Below are 16066 nucleotides of genomic sequence, written 5' to 3' on the forward strand. Positions count from 1 at the left end.
GCGGCCGCCGCGCCCAGGGCGGCCCCGGCGAGCGCGCCGGCGCCGCCCGCGGCCGCGGCGGGGGCCTGGATCGCCGTATTCTGCCGGTTGATCTGCTCGATGACGGTCGTGTTGTGGATGTTCTGGAAGAGCACGTTGTTCGGCGGCGGCGCCACGTAGGCCGGCGCGGACACGTAGGCCGGCACCGGTACGACCGGCGGGGCCGGCAGGACGTAGTGCCCGTACACGGGCGGCGGGGGCGCCAGCGCGACGAGATAGGCCGGCGGCGGCGGGAGGAACACGAGGGCCGGCGGGGGCGGCGGCGGAAGCGCGAAGACCGGGTCGTCGAGGAACAGCACCGGCCGATCGACGTACACGACCTCGTCCGGCGGGGGAGGGGCCACGTCGTAGGCGAGCGTCACGTAGCGCGGCGGCGGTTCCAGCGCGGCAGCGAGCGAGGCGAGGCGGCGGCGCGCGTCCCAGGCGTGCGGTCCGCGCGGATACCGGGCGAGATAGGACCAGTAGGCGTCCGGCGTGCCGATGAGCCACGTGAGCCGCCAGACCAGCGCCTCGCGCCGGGCGGCGATGAGGGCGCGCACGCGCCGGGTTAGGAGGTCCGAGGGGTAGTCGGCCACGAATTCCTGGTAGCGGGCGAGGTCGTCGCGCTCCAGGCAGACGGCGTAGGCGTCCTGAGCGCCGAGGTCGCGCAGCGGCCGCTCGCGGAGCGCGGCGACCCGCTCCCGACCGAGGGGAGGGGCGTCGGCGGCACGGTCGAAGAAGACGAAGGTCGAGCCCGCGCGGTCGGCATCCCACGGCACCTCGGCGCCCCTCGTGACCGCGTCGACGCGCAGGCGCACGCGGTCGAACAGCGGGCCCGGCTGGAGGCCGCCCTCGCGGATCATCTCGACCAGGGCCTGGGCGTAGGCGCCGTAGGGTCCCTTCTCGACCGGCCCGACGGTCCCCGGCGCTGCGTTGAAGGCGATCAGGCTGCCCGGCTCGGCCTCCGTGAGGGCGAGGCCGCCTGCCAGCGGCTTGTCCGGCACGGTGAACGGCGCGCGCCGCGCCCCGTCGAGCACGAAGAACCGCGCCTTCAGCGGCAGGGCCGCGAGACTCCGGGTGTAGTCGGAGATCCGCAGCGCGCGCAGGGCGACATCGGCGGCGCTCGCCACGCGCAGGTCGACCGGCGCGAAGTAGTTCTCACCCTCGAGTTGCAGGCCGTAACCGGCGAGATAGACGAAGGCGACGGCGTCGGGCCCGGCGGCCGCGGCCTTGTCGACGAAGTCGCGCAGCGATTTGCGCAGGGCATCCTCGTCGAGGTCGCGGGCGCCGATGACGTCGAAGCCCGCCGCCTGCAGGGTCTGGGCGACGAGCCCGGCATCGTTGGCGGCCGTGGCGAGCGGGCCGGCTTGATAGGCCCCGTTGCCGACGACCAGCGCGATGCGCGTCTCCGCGGCCCGGGCGGGGTTGGCGAGCCACGCCGCGGCGAGGATCAGCGCGGCGAGGAGGCGGCGGAGGGCGGAGTGCAGGCGCATCGCGGAATCCCATCGGAGGCGATGTATCCGCCGGACGTGGGATGCCGTTCGGCGGGGCGGTCGTGGTGCGGGTGCATCAACGCGCCCGAATGCGGCAGCGGAACGGCCCGGTCAGGGCACGAGACCGATCCGGGTGGTCACGATCGTGTGCCAGCCCGACGGCGTGAGACCCTGCCGGGCCGCCCTCAGGCCCTTCTCCCGAGCGCGGCATAACCGCCGGGTGAGCGTTCGCGGATCTTGCGGGCGGCGGCCGGGATCCGTTGAGTGGGACGTCCGGGGAGCCACCCCGCTCGCGGTGTGTCGAATGAGCAGTGCAGTCGTCTTCGGAGCCTCGGGCGGCATCGGTCAGGCGCTCGTCGCGGCCCTGGCGGAGGCCGGGACCTACACACGCATCGTCGCGCTCTCGCGCGCGCCGGCGTCCCAGCCCGAAGCTGTGCAGTCCCTGACCGTCGACATCACGGACGAGGCTTCGATCGCGGCGGCCGCCGGGGCGGTCGGCGCGGCGGGATCGGTCGGGCTGGTCCTGGTCGCCAGCGGGCTGCTGCACGGGTCGGGCATCGCGCCGGAGAAGGCGATCCGCGCGCTCGATCCGGCCGCGATGAACGCGGTGTTTGCCGTCAACACCATCGGGCCCGCCCTCGTGGCCAAGCACTTCATCCCCTTGATGCCGCGCGCCGGGCACGGCGTCTTCGCCGCGCTCTCGGCCCGCGTTGGATCGATCGGCGACAATCGTCTGGGCGGATGGTACGCCTACAGAGCCTCGAAGGCGGCGCTGAACCAGATCCTCCGGACGCTCGCCGTCGAGACGGCGCGCACCCATCCGGGGCTGATCGTCGTCGGCCTCCATCCCGGGACCGTGCGGACGGCCCTGTCCCGACCGTTCCGCCCGGATGCCGACACACCCGGCGTCTTCGCGCCGGCCGAGTCCGCGGCTCGCCTGCTGCAAGTGGTGTCCGGGCTGCGGGCTGAACATTCCGGCCACACCCTGGCCTGGGATGGCAAGCTGATCCCACCGTAACCCGGGTCCCGATCCGGCATCCGGGCCGGCACGACCGGTGGCCTGACGGGGCCTGGTGCGGAAGCGCACCCGGCGGGCCGAACGGCGCCGATGCGACGCGCGATCCGGCCCGCGGACGGTTGTCCAGGGCTCGCCCGGTGCCCAGATCACGTGTGCGAGGTCGCGATGGCGTCGCGATCTCGCAGCCCTCCTCGAGGGCGTTTCCTCCCAAGACTTCGGGCCGTTCCGCGAGGACGGCCTTTTTTCTGCCCGCAGACCGACGACAGTGCCGCCGCTTACCGGTCGGCGTGCCGATGTGTCGGCGACGCCGCACGGCACGGGCGGAGCCGCGACGCTTGGCCGGAGCCGTTCCCACGGACCGGGCGCGGCCGGCTGTGGGCCGCGCCGGTCAGGCCGCCGACCTCCAACTCGCTCAGCCCGCGCAGGGCTATCATTTCGTCAGTCATCGGGGGTCTCTCGGGTCCGAGGTTGGTGCTCGTGACCCGACCCTGCCGGGCAACCGCCGATGACCGCCCCGCGCGAGATACACCACCGCCCGGGACACGAGCTCTGTGAGGCGCTCTGAGTCCGCTGGTTCGCCGAGGCGCCGCCGCCGTCGAAGAGTCGCGAACCGGCGTGCAGCGCGAGATCGTCGACCCTGACTCTCGCATGCGCCGCCGCGAGAGAGGCGCCCTCGGCCAGATCGCTTTCGTCGTTCCCGGCGGCCCTGACGGCATCGACGCGATCCGAGGCATCCGCCGCGGCGAGGACGATCGCCTCCGTGGCGAAGGCCGAGCTGGCCAACGCCCCAATCGCGTTCTGCAGAACCGCGTTATCCGGCGGTCTGTCGGGGAAGTAGTAGACTGGGCGAGTCCGGCCTGAGACCAGCGCGATGGCGTCCCGCAGGTGCTGCGCAGGATGCCGGCCTCCATGGCGCCGCGCGGCTGGCGCAGTGGCGCGTTCGACCTGCGCAAGTCTCGCGCGGCCGCTCTGGCGACGTCCGCATCAGGCGCAAGCCCGAAACGCTCATCTCAAACGCTGCGCCACAGATACGAGAAAGCGTCGACGCCGTGAGCCTAGTAAGACAAGACACAAACCGAAAAATTCAAGCGCACAACTGGGAAGGTAGACTACGTTTTGCGACGCAATCAGCGATGATACTAGGTAGGGATCGAGCCTTGCGCCGGTAAATATCAACATGCGCACAATCCTGTCGTTCAAATTCTACATAATATGTATTTGCGTAAGATGACTTTTTATCTTCACGCAGGATCGTCCTTCCGAAACAGGGGAGGGGCTTCAAGGCTCGTCCGTCGAGGCCAGCGTACTGAAAGCCGTTAGCGCAGCATGCCAAGCGAATGTTCCAAAGCAATTCTGTCGACTTAATGAAAATATAGTGGTTCAGAGAACGTGGAACGCGAGTTCGCATAAGATATCTTATGGAACTTGACGCATAGGATCCGCTATGTTGCCTCGGATCCATTAACCATCACTGGACCCGGATCTATCGGAGCAGGGGGATCTACTGCGCAACGTTCGGAGCCTAGGATAAATCGAGCCAATTGACTACCCGCAGCCCGTCGACGCGCGCGAACTCACGGACATTGTCGCTCACTAGGATCATACCCAGGGAATGCGCTTGAGCGGCGATCAGCAGGTCGTTGGGCCCGATCCCCCTGCCCTCACGTTCCAACGCCGCACGGATGATGCCGTAACTCTGCGAGCAGACGGCGTTATAAGGCAGGATCTCGATATTGCGCAGTGCGCGCTCGACTTTCTCCCGCAGTGCCTGGGAGCCCTTCCGCTCGACGCCGAAGCGCAACTCGCTAGCGACGATGGCACTGGTGCAGATCCTGTCCTCGCCGACCTGGGTGATCACACCTAGAACGACGCTGTACCTGCCCTGCTTCACGATCTCGGAGATGATGTTGGTGTCGAGCAGGAACCGCTCACTCATAAGTCCACCGCCTCGATAGGAAGCTCGTGGACGGGGTCCATGCAATCCTGCGGCGGAAGGGGTTGCTCGTTCTTGAAGGCCGCCAGCAGCCCGGTCTCAGTCACGGGCTCGATTTCGAGATTGCCATTCGGCAGTCTGCGGATGCGCACGCTGGAGCCGGGAAGCTCATACTCTCGGGGGATGCGCAGCGCCTGGTTGCGCCCATTCCGGAACAGGCTCGCTGTCTTGCCATCCATGGAAACCTCCTCGGCCTATGCCACCAGCCTATGCGCAGGGTAGGGGAGGGTCAAGTGAAGCCCCCTGCCCTGTCGCCTACCGCGCCGCCGAACGAGAGTTGGATGCCTCTAGCAGCCTCCGGCCCGTCTATTGGCCACCCGCGCGGCGAACTTGGTGGCGGTTAGCGAGGTGTACGTCGAAGCCAGAAGGCTGCTCGCCGGTTCGCCGGTCCACAAACCGCCATCTATGCACGGCATCAACGGTTCGGTTGGATATTTCCTCCTGTATGCCCCTGATCCGTGATGACAGCAGACGATTTCACAGCCTGGGCTCGGTTCATGAAGGACACCCGCGGATGGTCGGGCCTCGAATGCGCCCGTCAGTTACAATGCGGGCCTAACCAGATCCGCATCTGGAAAGACAATGGCGCGCCGGGCTACATCGGGCTGGCCTGCGCGGCGCTCGCATTCGGTCTGCCTGCTTGGCGCAGCGTATGATGGAATCGGGTTGGGCCCTTTGAGCGTCATCGCATGTGTGGTCACGAGCACAGGGCCTTGCATCTGCGACCCCCTCCCCTTCCTTCGCGTGCTTCGTCGTTCCGTGGTCCGATCGTCTCGACGGGACATGCGTTGCGGCCAATCTGTAAGCCCGCAGAGAGCTGAATCGAAGGGATGCTCTGGCCTACCTTCGCTGTGGGCTACTTCAGTGCCGGCAGATGCGGGTTGCGGCCTCACGAAGAAGGCGACCAGCGTCGCGCCTTGAACGCCGTCTTGTCGCCATCGTGAAACGCGATCTCGCCGTGGATCGCCTCCAGCCCGTCCACCTCGGCCCAGCCTTTGCCCCAGACCTCTGTACCGTCATCAGAGCCGTGGAATTCAAAGCCGACATCGGTCTGGATGTAGGCGCAACTCAGGGATGCGACAACGGCCCCGGTGCAAAACTCGCTCCCGACACCCGGTTGTTCGAAGGCGATGAAGGCGGGTTCAACGAGATTTAGATAGTCTTTGTCCCATGTGCCGGTCGCGGTGATGCGCCACTTGCCGCGCAGCCTATCTCGGACGCCGCTCATGCCAGGACCTCCCCCCCTCGGATCCGGAGGCCAAACTTGATCGAGGGAACAACGCCAAGCCGCGAAGAGATCCTCGCATGCTACCGCCCGATCCGCGCCTCGATCCAGGCTGTGCTCGCCGAAGCCGTGAAGCAGTGCAAGAAGCCGGATCTCGATCGGGCCGCCAAGCACCTCGACCTGATCGATCCGGAACAACTCGACGACGATTCGACCTTCGCCATGCTCTGCGATGTCGCGCTGTTCGAGCCCAACCAGCGCGGCCGTCGCGTCATCGATAGCTTCCTCGACAAGCGTCTTGGCGCCCTCCTCCTAGCCGATCGCCATGTAGCCCGCAAACTTGCAGCGGCGTTCTTTTCGATCTTCCGCGTTGCCGACTGGCACGAGGCCGGCGGCGTCTGGCTTGATGACCTTCTCAAGCCCGGCCGACGCCTCTGGCTGATGGACGAAGGCCTGGAGGCTTCGGCATCGGAAGGTCTCGTGATCGCCATGCGCGTGTTTGACGCCGGCCCGTTCTACGCAGGCTTCGGCATCATCGTCCAACCGGATGCGGAGGCTGTCACGCTTTGCATCAAAGCCGTCTCTCACGGGCAGCCGCTGCCGGTCCGGCACTCGCTTGCCGCCGCCCTCTACGGTGACGCGATAGCTGAGGTATCGCCGATCCCAATCTCAAGCGCGGATGTGATGGCTGTTCTCGCTACGATGACCGACGCGGCCGCGCTGCCATCTCCCAAGCCGAAGCGGGCGCGACCGAAGCGGCGCATTTGATGTCGACGTTCTTGTCGTAGCGGTGCCAGCTCGGGATCTGTGCAGTCAGGAGGCGCGCGCGCGGGTGCCCGGCTCGGTCGAGCGCTTTGCCTGCCGGATGACCTCCTCCGGCGTCGGAGGATTGGCCGGATGATAGGAGAGGCACAGGGGCGTGCGCAGCTTGGCCGGCCGTCCGGATCCCTCAGTGGCGAAGTAGAATTCCCCTGCCCCCAGCTTGCCGATATCGGCAGCCGCGCCCCCATTCGCCGCGAGGATCTCCTGGGCGGCTGCGATCGTCGCGGGCGCGCTCTGTCGGCCGAAGAACTGCGTGGTGCAATTGGAGACGACCTGGTTGTGGATGCCGCGCGGCACTTGCGTCGCCACGATCATCCCGAGCCCGTACTTGCGCCCCTGCGCCACGAGCTTGATGCCGCTGCCGAGGCTGGGCGACGCCCTCTGGGCGGGCAGGAAGGTCTGTGCCTCGTCGACGACGTAGAGCATGCCGCGCGGGGACGGGTTCTTCTTGATCCAACCGAACAGCGTCATCTGGAGCCGATTCACGAAATCCTCGCGGGCCGCCTCCGAAGCGAGACCCGACAGGTTGATCACCGAGATGCGGGTGCGCGCCGGGTCGCGTCCGAAGAACAGGTGCCGCGGGTCGAGCACCGTGCCCTCCACTTTCAGGAGCGGGTTCGTGGCGATCGCGGCGTGGAGCTGGTCCGCCATGCCGAGCCCGAGCTTGGCGGCGTTGCCGATCTGGCTGATACCATCGGGCAGATCTCCGAGCAGGGTCATGAAGGCCTCGAGGTTGCCGCCGCCGCGCTCCGCGAAGTGGCGCAGCGAATCGGCCAGCACCCCGCGCTGGAGATTGGTCTTGGCGCCGGCCAGCGGTCCGAGGGTCTCGGCCGCCATCTCGATCGCCTGCTGGCGCTCGTCCCGGTCCTCCTCAAGCTCCGCAAAGTCGGGCAGGACCGAGAGGAACAGCGGGTTGCCGGCATGGACGCCTGGGGTCCAGACCACGACCTCGACCCGCTCGGCGTAGAGCGCCGCCTTGCGATCGTCGTCGGGGGAAAAGCCCTGCGGCCGCTCGGGCCACCGATCACCGAGCCGCGAGAGATCGTTGTTGGGGTCAATCACGATGGCCGGAAGCCCGGCGAGAGCGGCCTCCTCCACGAGGCGGCGCAAGAGCACGGTCTTGCCGGAACCGGAGCCCGCGATGATTGCGGTGTGGCGAGGCAGAAGCCGCAGCGGCAGGCTCAAGCCGGGCGCGCCAGGGGTGAGCCGATGCCCGACCGGTATCGCATCCGCTTCGGTGCGAGCCGCTACGGGCGAAGCGGATCCTTTCGCGACGACGGAGTTCTCGCCGGCGGCTTTACCGTCGAGGGCCGACGAATGGACTGGAGCCGCAGCCCCCTCCCCGGCCGCTTGATCCTTCCCCTGACCTTCGCCGACTGTCGCCGCATGGGTGAGACCCGCATCCCGGAAGAACGCCGTGCCCACGAGCGGCTGCTCGGCACGGATCCAACGCTCGAAGCGATCGGACGCGCCATCCTCCTGCGCCCGCGCGTGCAGGTCGCGCAGGGCGACGAAGACACGGAGATCCGCGTCCGAGGGGTCGATCAATACGCCTCCAGCCGCCGTGAAGGCGTCGACGAGCTGCTTCGTCTTGGCCCCGCCAGGCATGGGCCCGCGGCGGATCAGCAGCAATGCCCGGTCGGGGATACGCGCCGAGATGCCGGAGGCCGTGAGCGCCGCCCGGAGACGAGCCTGGAACGCGATGGCGTTCTGATGCTGGAGCGCCCGATAACAGACGTGCCGCTCGCGGTCGTTCTCGTCCCGGTGGATGTAGATCAGCCTTCCGTGCAGCGGCGGGATGCGCTGGTCGGGCTCGCCCTTGCTGGCGACGTCGAGCGTGTCGTCCGGATCGTCCTCCAGGGCGTAGAGGTCGAAGGTGTCGCGCAGCAATTGGCCCAGCCAGGTATCCTCATCGCTGCGGATGCCCGCAATGTCGGCCTCGCGGCACGCGACAGCGAGATCGAATCCGGCGTCCTGAGGCAGGGCCTCTTGAGACGGGCCGGCCGTGCCGAGACTATCACAGATCGAGACCGCGCCCTGCGCGAGGCAGTGGCGGCGGAAGGCGTCGCAGCGCATCAGCAGGGTGCGCGGCATCATGCCAGCCGCCGCCGCGTCGGCTATGGCGCGCGCGCTGAACGGCCAAGTCGGGGACGGGGGTACGAAGCTGGCATCCGCGTAGGCCGGCTTGAGGCGACTGGCCACGAGGGCGGCAGCGGCAGCCCGGTCGTTCATGCCCACAAGCCCCATCGCCTCTGCGAAGCGCTCCCGCATCGGATTTAGACCGCGTGCCTTCAGCCGCTCCCATGATTCCTGGAGGCAGGTCACCACCGTCATGCTGCGATCGCAGACGATGTTGACCTCCAGAAGCCCTGCGGCCAGCACCTCGGCGAGGCCTACCTCCGCGTCGATCCCGTCTTCAGCCGCGAGTCGGCCGGTCTCGATGACCCCGTCGATCTGGTCGACAGCGATGAGCGTCGGCCCGCTCAGTGCCATGATCCAGCACATGCCGCGCACGAGCTCGATAGGGGCCGGCGGTGGCGTCTTGAAGCCGAGGGCGGCCCGTTCCACTGGATCAGCGTCGTAGCCCTGTAGCCAGGCATGGGCGAGCCCGACCACGGTCAGATCCTGCGAGCGCAGGAGGCAGAGGGCGCGGAAGACGTCGAGATGCTTGAGCGCGCGGCCGGCATCAACGCTCATCAGCGCCCGGACCAGCACGTCGACGATTCGGCGCGCATCCATGTTCGGGGTGTTGAACGCGGCTTCGACCTGTGCCTCGACCCGGAAGCGGCGCGCCACACCGGCGAGCACTGCATCTGATTGGCGCCGCCCGTCCGGCATCGTTTGCAGCAGGGCGGTCACGAAGCTCAGTGCCGCGCTGCGCCAGAAATCTGTCAGCCCAAGCACGTCGAGGGGCACGAACCATGCGCCCGTGCGCCAAGCCTCGCGCCGGAGCTGACCGACGAGGTGGGTCTTGCCGACTCCGGACTGACCGACCAGCACGCGGCCCAGCGCCCGATCGGTCGGCTGGCGCGCCTTGCGGTGCAGGTCGGCGATGATGTCCGGGACGAGCCGCTCGTTCGGACCGCCGGTCAGCGCCGTATCAATCCAGATGCTGTCGAGCGTGCGCACCCAGTCGAAATCGACCCGGCGCAGGGCGTCGAGGGCATCGGTCATGATTGGATCCAGAGAATATGGAAGGGCTCGCCCGCGGGGCTGAACGCCGCCTCGCGCTCGGCGGCATCGAGCGATTTTGGATCGCTGAATTGACTCAGCCGCGCGGTCTTGTCACCACGCAAGATCGCCGCGAGGCCCGAATCGACAGTCTCACGGTCAAGATCGCCGAGGTGGATCCGGAGGGCACTCAGGCGCACGGCCTTAGCCCTCTCCCCGCCAGTCAGGGCGAGATACGCGGCCTCGATGCGGGCCCGGAGCTGCTTTGGGCCAAGCTTCTTCGATCGCTTGGCAGCCGGTTTGCGCGCACGAGAGGCAGATACCTTTGGTGTCGACTCGTCCGGGGCGATTCCGACGAGGTCGGCGAGAGTCCGACCTGTCGTGGCGAGATCGGACTGAATGCGCTCCAGCCAATCTTGCAGCACCCGGAAAGTTGGCGGCAGCGGCTCGCGCATATGATCGCTCGCCCAATTCCAGCCCCTGTCCGTGACAGTCAAGCGCAGCGAGCGCCCCTGCCGCACAGCCTCAAGGTAGCGGCCCGCGATCAGGGCTTCACGGTCCGCTTTGTCGATGCGCGGTGCGATCGCGCTCTGCAGGGCGCTTCCATACCGGCCGAGCAGGCACCACAGGATCAGCGCCTGCTTCGGCGTCGGCGTCGCGCTCATCGACTCACCCCTCCTGCGAACCGCGCCGGAGGCGGACGACGGTCCGGATTTTCTCGATCGCCAGGGGAAGGTCGGCTGCGACCTGATCGTTGGTCAAGCGCAGGACGAGGTAGCCCGCCGTCAGCAACTCGTAATCCCGGTGACGATCGTTGCCGAACTTAGGCTCAATCCGGTGCTCAGGGCCGTCGAGTTCGACGACGATGCGGTGCTTGCGGCAGAGCAAGTCGACGCGTGGTCTCGCGCCCCAGACACCCACGGGTACAGGTGCATTGCAGACGAACAGGTCCTTGAGGTCGGCGTCCTGTGCCAACGCTTCCGCGACCCGCTGCTCGATGACGCTCGCATGGTGCGCGCCGACCGGCGCGATGAAACGCTCGGATGCTGCGAATTCCAATCGGATGAACTCATACGCGCCGTAGAGAATGCGGTCGTAGGGTGCGGTCTCGGGTGGTTCCACGGTCAGAGCTGTCACAACCGTAGCCCCCTGCCGCGTGCACCATTCGAGTCCCTCAATCGCCGGATGCGCGCGCGTCGCCGACGCTGGATCGACATCCCAGACCAGAATGACGCCAGCAGGGTCCAACAGTCGGGACAGTCGGCGAAGTTCGAGATCTCGCCCGAATTTGCGGAAGCGCGGCATCAGGCCGAGCCTGGCACGCTTTGATGCCGCCTTCAGCCATGGATCGGCCATTACCGGATCGAGAGACGCATCGCGGCCGTCCCAAAGCGGCCAGCGTTTGAGAGCCAACGCGGCGAGATCGTCGAGAAGCCGCTCGATGAGCGCCTCGGCCCCAACCTGGCCCTCGCTTGCGACCAACAGCGCGCTGCGCTCGGTTTCGTCTGAGATAAGAGCGCGGATGACATCGCGGCCGACGCCTATGACAACCAGACGCTCGCCTCGCCCCAAGCCGACAAGGCATCGAGCCAGATCGTCTGCCATGATCCGCGGTCGGGCCGCAGTGCCAAAAGGGAGTGGCAATAGCAAACCGAGACCGTTCTCTCCGCTCGCTGCTGGCGCCTCAGCGGCATGCAGCCGTTCTGGAGCTATTCAGCACAGCTGGTTGGTCCTGGCTACCGGTTTCGCACCTTCAGGTTGTCGCGCCTCGGTGAGAACGTCGCACTGCCGCGCATCGAACTCTGGAACGTTGCGAAAGGCTGGGGCCGACATCCGAGCCGGGGCGCTGCAGGTGTCGAAGGCGGAGAACGGTTAAAGAGCCTCAACAACCCTATCCAGCTCAACCTGCTCAGCGCTTGCGCGCACCAGCCGCGCGTCGCACGTGTAACTTTTGCTGCAGGACCACTCGCTACTTCCACGCTGAAAAGAGCGCTGCCCTCCGAAGGCAAAGGTCACACGTTCGAATCGTGTCGGGTGCGCCAATTTTCCCCTTCATCGACAGCTACTTAGCTGCTTCGCCGATCTGGCTCCCCTGATCTTTCGAGGGGTGGTGTGCCAGGGGTGTGCCAAAGATGCTGGCGGTTTGCGTGGTGTCGGGCCCCTCCACGGCGTCGCACAAGCGAAGAAATTTGACACAGGCAGACCGATTCGCTGCGTGAAGTTGGGATAGCCTTCGACTTTAGATTGATCCGCTGCCCTGATCCGGCCAGTTTGCAACCTGGAGGTTGGCATGGGCAGGGTGTGGGCCGGTTTTGTCGCGGTGCTTCTTCTGGTAGCGCTGCCCTCGGTCGCCGATGCAGGCGATCTCGCCCTGTCCGGCAATGCCCGCTGGGTCGTTCTGGCCAGCCGACCGGACCTCGACACCGCCATCGGCGTCGCGCGCTACCATCGCTGGCAGTTCCCGAGCGTGCGTGTCGTGCGCGCGGCCAACGGCTGGTTCGCGGTCGTCGCCGGGCCGGAGAACGCCACCGATCCGCGCGCCCTGCGCCAGCGCCTCACCCGCGCGGGTGGCCTGCCGAGCGACTTCATCTTCTCGCGCGGTGATAGCTACGTCGAGCAGGTCTGGACGCCGCCGCGCCCACCGGCCGGGCCGAGCGCCAAGTACGACGGAAAACGCGACAGCGTCCTGCGCGTCGGCACCCTGTCCGTCATGCTCAGCAGCGCCAGGGGGAAGGACGGCGACCGCTACCCGGTGGCTGTAGGCCGTGAGGATGGGCAGTCGGCTTTCGCCCTGTCCCTCGATCAGTCCACCCGTGGGACGGACGACGATTCGAACTCCGACTTTGCCGAGGTCGCCGCCGTGCGACTCGACCCGATCTCGCCGCGCCTCAGCGTCGTCGTCTCATCGTTCTGGGGCGGCGCCCACTGCTGTACGGTGACGAAGTTCGCCACGCAGGACTCGCGGACAGGCCGCTGGTTGGTCGCGGACGGCGAGACCTTGGATAGCGGCGGCTACGCCTTTGAGGATCTCGACGGGGACGGCACCTACGAACTGCTCAACGGCGATAACAGCTTCCTGTACGCCTTCGGCCCCTATGCCTCGTCCAATCCACCCGCCCAGATCCACTGGGTGCGCGCCGGACGGCTGGAGGATGTGACCCGCCACGCCACCTTCGCGGGCTACCAGCGCCAGCGGCTCGCCGGGATGGAGCACGCGGCAAGCCTCGACCCCGAGCGGTGGCATGACAACAACTTCCTCGGCGGCTGGGTCGCGCAGAGCATCCTCGTCGGGCGCGGAGAGGCGGCCTGGGCGCGCATGCTGCAACTCTATGACCGCAATGCCGAGTGGCCTTACGAGGAATGCACGGTTGCCCTGCCCCTGGCCAAATGCCCGGACGCTCGGAAGCGCAAGACCGACTTCCCGACCGCCTTGCGTCATCACCTGAATGAAGGGGGCTACCCAACACCCTGGCTTGGGCCACTGGCAGTTGTGCCGCCTGCGATCACCGCGCCTGCGGGACCTGCCCGGTACGAGGTCGCGGCTGCGGCCTTCGAGGCCCAGCCGGTGAACGAGCGTATCCGCCTTCAAGTGCTGTTGACCGCAACCGGCCATCAGGTTGCCGTTCCGAACGTCGATTTCTCCAAACGATTGTTCGAGACCGTAGTGCGCTTCCAGTCGCAGAGCGGGCTACCTGTCACCGGGGTGATCGATGAGGGGCAGGCCGCCGCGCTCATGAGTCAGGCGACGCCGCTGCTGCGGACCTGGGGTTTTCGCGCCGCTGCGCACCCATACAGGGGCCACCCTATCTGGGTGCCGTTCGGACTCGGGATGCGCGAGGAGCGCACGGGCTCGGGCACAACCTGGACCGACCCCGCCAAGCGCGCGACGCTCAGCTATATCGCCACCCCGAGCGCGTTGGAGAACGGCTATCGCACCGCCCTCGAACGGTTCGCCGCGGACGGTACGCGGGTGAACTACAAGGTACTGCGCCCAGATTTCTTCGCGATATCGGCCTCCGGTACCGATGGGCTGGATTGGTTCATGCGCTTCCACCGGGACGGAGGGGGCACACTCGGTTTCTTCCTGGCCTGGAAGTCCGGCGAGGCCGACCTGCACATGGAGCGCGTCGCGGTGCTGGTTTCGGGGTCCCTGGCCGCCAGCATGTCGGGCGCGCCGTTCACGGCGCCAATTGCCGTAGCGCCGCCATCTCCGGCGGTCGCGGTCGCTACGCCCTCACAGCCAGTCGTTCCGACGCCGCCCTCAATTGCTCCTAAACAGCCAGATCCCAAGCCGCACACGGCGTCGTCGGGCACCGGATTCTTCATCAGCCGCGCTGGCCACCTGCTGACCAACGCCCATGTCATTCAGGACTGCGCGGCCATTGAGGTGAACGGACCGAACGGGCTGGTAGCGGCCCGGCTCGTGGCCCAGGACCGGACGAACGACCTTGCGCTTCTGAAGGCGGAGATCACTCCGGTGAAGATTGCCGCCCTGCGCACGGGGGTGCGGCTCGGCGAGTCGGTAGCGGTCTTCGGCTACCCGTTGTCGGGCATGCTCTCGACCTCAGGTAACTTCGCGCTGGGCAACGTCACGGCGCTGACCGGGCTCGCCGATGACAGCCGCTACTTCCAGATCTCGGCGCCCGTGCAGCCGGGCAACTCAGGTGGCCCGCTCGTGGACGCCTCCGGCAACTTGATCGGTGTGGTGAGCGCGAAGCTGAACGCTCTAAAGGTGATGGTCGCCACCAATGGCGACATCCCGCAGAACGTGAACTTCGCGATTAAAGGCTCGCTGGCAGGAGCGTTCCTGGAGAGCAACGGCGTGGCCTACACCGTAGGGACTGACACCACCGTCCTCCCCCCGGCTGATTTGGCTGAGCATGCCAAGGGGCTCAGCGCATTCGTGGCTTGTCTGACCTTGACCCAGCAAACTGGTCCGCGCTGAGCGCAAGTTTTTCGGGCATCCTGAACCCTGAAGGAGGGTGGATGTCATGCCCCGCAAACGCTTCACGAACGAGCAGATCGCCTTTGCCCTGCGGCAGGCGGAGAACGGTGCGACGGTGGACGAGGTCTGCCGGAAGATGGGTGTGTCCGAGCCGACATTTTATCGCTGGAAGAAGCAGTTCGTCGGCATGGGGGTGCCGGAGATCCGGCGGCTCAAGCAGCTGGAGGACGAGAACAGCAAGCTCAAGCGGCTGGTCGCCGACCTGACGCTGGACCGCTCCATGCTGCAGGATGTCCTCAAGCGAAAGTGGTGAGGCCCGGCGCACGCCGTGAAGTCGCCGGCCACCTGCAGGTGGCCTACGACATCAGCGAGCGTCGGGCCTGCCAGGCCACCGGTTTTGGCCGCTCGTCCCAGCGTTACAGGAAGCGCTCCGACCCGCAGGTTGCGCTGCGGATGCGGCTGAAGGAGCTCGCTGCCGCACGGGTGCGCTACGGCTACCGACGGCTGCACATCCTGTTGCGGCGGGAAGGCTGGGAGGTGAACCACAAGCGCACCTACCGGATCTATCGCGACGAGGGACTGTCGATCCGGCCCAAGCTGCCCAAGCGCAAACGGGCCTGGCGCTACCGGCAAGGGCGGCCGGCGATCGGCGGACCTAACGAGGTCTGGGCCATGGACTTCATGTCCGACCGCCTGTTCGACGGACGTCCGTTCCGGATCCTGACGGTCGTCGATTGCCATACGCGAGAGGCGCTCTCGCTCACATCGAGAGCCAACTTCCGCGCCTTCCAGGTGACCGAGGCCCTCGACGTACTGGTGAAGCTCCGCGGTCGTCCAAAGAGCCTACGTGTTGACAATGGGCCGGAGTTCGCCGGGCGCATGCTTGACCAATGGGCCTACCTGAACGGGGTCGAGATCGACTTCTCCCGACCGGGTTAAGCCGACCGACAACGCCTACATCGAAGCGTTCAACGGCCGCCTACGGGCAGAGTGCTTGAACGCTTCGTGGTTCCTATCGCTGGCCGATGCCCGTGAACGCATCGAGGACTGGAGGTGCCACTACAACGAAGATCGACCCCATACGGCCCTGGGCGGCTTGACGCCCCGAGCCTTCGCCAACCAAGCTGTCACAGCCCGATAACTTGCATAGGTCGTGGACCATAAACCGGGTCAACTCCAACTGGCTCGAAAGCCATACCAAAGGGCGGACCACTTCATTGGGGGCGGATCACATCGAAGCAGATATAGCCGCATGGTGATCCTCCCTCGGTGTCGCGGACACAGGGAGATCAGTTCGCGGTCCTCTCGGCTTGCTCGGGCGTGAGATAGCCGAGTGCCGAGTGGATGCGTTGCCGATTGTAGTAGCCCTCGATGTAGGCGA

12 protein-coding genes and 1 pseudogene are annotated in these 16066 nt (G+C 66.8%); 5 read left to right on the forward strand and 8 right to left on the reverse strand.

Going from position 1 to position 16066, the window contains the following annotated elements:
* Positions 1-1511: caspase family protein (locus ACLBXO_RS30215; protein ID WP_447687706.1), on the reverse strand; the 1511-nt coding region annotated here is incomplete at its 3' end.
* 304 nt (positions 1512-1815) lie between these two features.
* On the opposite strand from ACLBXO_RS30215, the gene ACLBXO_RS30220 reads away from it, so the two are divergent.
* Positions 1816-2529: an SDR family NAD(P)-dependent oxidoreductase gene (locus ACLBXO_RS30220; RefSeq protein WP_447687707.1), complete on the forward strand. Its 714-nt coding sequence runs from the start codon at positions 1816-1818 to the stop codon at positions 2527-2529.
* 1522 nt (positions 2530-4051) lie between these two features.
* On the opposite strand, the gene ACLBXO_RS30225 is transcribed toward ACLBXO_RS30220, so the two are convergent.
* Together ACLBXO_RS30225 and ACLBXO_RS30230 are read right to left on the reverse strand one after the other, a co-directional pair.
* A complete protein-coding gene (locus ACLBXO_RS30225) occupies positions 4052-4465 on the reverse strand; it encodes a PIN domain-containing protein (RefSeq protein ID WP_447687708.1) in 414 nt (137 codons plus the stop codon).
* Positions 4462-4701 carry an antitoxin gene (locus ACLBXO_RS30230; RefSeq protein WP_447687709.1) on the reverse strand — a complete coding sequence of 80 codons (240 nt, stop codon included), beginning with the start codon at positions 4699-4701 and terminating at the stop codon, positions 4462-4464. Before ACLBXO_RS30230 ends, ACLBXO_RS30225 begins: the two co-directional genes overlap by 4 nt.
* A 318-nt stretch (positions 4702-5019) precedes the next feature.
* Here ACLBXO_RS30230 and ACLBXO_RS30235 point away from each other — a divergent pair, with 318 nt between their 5' ends.
* Positions 5020-5178, forward strand: a complete 159-nt coding sequence (locus ACLBXO_RS30235) for a hypothetical protein (protein ID WP_447687710.1) — start codon at positions 5020-5022, stop codon at positions 5176-5178.
* 233 nt (positions 5179-5411) lie between these two features.
* Here the strand turns inward: ACLBXO_RS30235 and ACLBXO_RS30240 are convergent, their stop codons facing one another.
* A complete protein-coding gene (locus tag ACLBXO_RS30240; RefSeq protein WP_447687711.1) occupies positions 5412-5750 on the reverse strand; it encodes a hypothetical protein in 339 nt (112 codons plus the stop codon).
* Positions 5751-5786: 36 nt separating this feature from the next.
* Between ACLBXO_RS30240 and ACLBXO_RS30245 the strand changes: the two genes are divergently transcribed.
* Complete coding sequence (locus tag ACLBXO_RS30245; protein ID WP_447687712.1) at positions 5787-6515, forward strand: hypothetical protein; 729 nt, start codon at positions 5787-5789, stop codon at positions 6513-6515.
* 45 nt (positions 6516-6560) lie between these two features.
* Here ACLBXO_RS30245 and ACLBXO_RS30250 read toward each other — a convergent pair whose 3' ends face one another.
* Genes ACLBXO_RS30250 through ACLBXO_RS30260 form a run of 3 tightly spaced genes read right to left on the reverse strand, consistent with a single transcriptional unit; the run spans position 6561 to position 11345 of the window.
* Complete coding sequence (locus ACLBXO_RS30250) at positions 6561-9743, reverse strand: helicase HerA domain-containing protein (protein WP_447687713.1); 3183 nt, start codon at positions 9741-9743, stop codon at positions 6561-6563.
* Positions 9740-10405 (reverse strand): hypothetical protein, encoded by a 666-nt coding sequence (locus tag ACLBXO_RS30255; protein ID WP_447687714.1) that lies wholly within the window; start codon positions 10403-10405, stop codon positions 9740-9742. The genes ACLBXO_RS30250 and ACLBXO_RS30255 overlap by 4 nt, the downstream gene beginning before the upstream one ends.
* Positions 10406-10409: 4 nt before the next feature.
* Positions 10410-11345, reverse strand: coding sequence for an endonuclease domain-containing protein (locus ACLBXO_RS30260; protein WP_447687715.1), 936 nt, complete (start codon positions 11343-11345; stop codon positions 10410-10412).
* Positions 11346-12030: 685 nt separating this feature from the next.
* On the opposite strand from ACLBXO_RS30260, the gene ACLBXO_RS30265 reads away from it, so the two are divergent.
* Both ACLBXO_RS30265 and ACLBXO_RS30270 read left to right on the forward strand, forming a co-directional pair.
* On the forward strand, positions 12031-14685 hold the full coding sequence (locus ACLBXO_RS30265) for a trypsin-like peptidase domain-containing protein (RefSeq protein WP_447687716.1): 2655 nt from the start codon (positions 12031-12033) through the stop codon (positions 14683-14685).
* Between the two features lie 46 nt (positions 14686-14731).
* Positions 14732-15826 (forward strand): annotated as a pseudogene (locus ACLBXO_RS30270) (IS3 family transposase).
* Between the two features lie 148 nt (positions 15827-15974).
* On the opposite strand, the gene ACLBXO_RS30275 reads toward ACLBXO_RS30270, so the two are convergent.
* Positions 15975-16066 (reverse strand): IS3 family transposase (locus ACLBXO_RS30275; RefSeq protein WP_447687574.1); only part of this gene is annotated, 92 nt, incomplete at its 5' end.

The organism is Methylobacterium sp. C33D (genome assembly GCF_053345825.1).

Excerpts from the sequence above, each read along its gene's own strand:
- ACLBXO_RS30220 (WP_447687707.1), top strand. The coding sequence starts at position 1,816 with ATGAGCAGTGCAGTCGTCTTCGGAGCCTCGGGCGGCATCGGTCAGGCG.
- ACLBXO_RS30225 (WP_447687708.1), bottom strand. The coding sequence starts at position 4,465 with ATGAGTGAGCGGTTCCTGCTCGACACCAACATCATCTCCGAGATCGTG.
- ACLBXO_RS30230 (WP_447687709.1), bottom strand. The coding sequence starts at position 4,701 with ATGGATGGCAAGACAGCGAGCCTGTTCCGGAATGGGCGCAACCAGGCG.
- ACLBXO_RS30235 (WP_447687710.1), top strand. The coding sequence starts at position 5,020 with ATGAAGGACACCCGCGGATGGTCGGGCCTCGAATGCGCCCGTCAGTTA.
- ACLBXO_RS30240 (WP_447687711.1), bottom strand. The coding sequence starts at position 5,750 with ATGAGCGGCGTCCGAGATAGGCTGCGCGGCAAGTGGCGCATCACCGCG.
- ACLBXO_RS30250 (WP_447687713.1), bottom strand. The coding sequence starts at position 9,743 with ATGACCGATGCCCTCGACGCCCTGCGCCGGGTCGATTTCGACTGGGTG.
- ACLBXO_RS30255 (WP_447687714.1), bottom strand. The coding sequence starts at position 10,405 with ATGAGCGCGACGCCGACGCCGAAGCAGGCGCTGATCCTGTGGTGCCTG.
- ACLBXO_RS30260 (WP_447687715.1), bottom strand. The coding sequence starts at position 11,345 with ATGGCAGACGATCTGGCTCGATGCCTTGTCGGCTTGGGGCGAGGCGAG.
- ACLBXO_RS30265 (WP_447687716.1), top strand. The coding sequence starts at position 12,031 with ATGGGCAGGGTGTGGGCCGGTTTTGTCGCGGTGCTTCTTCTGGTAGCG.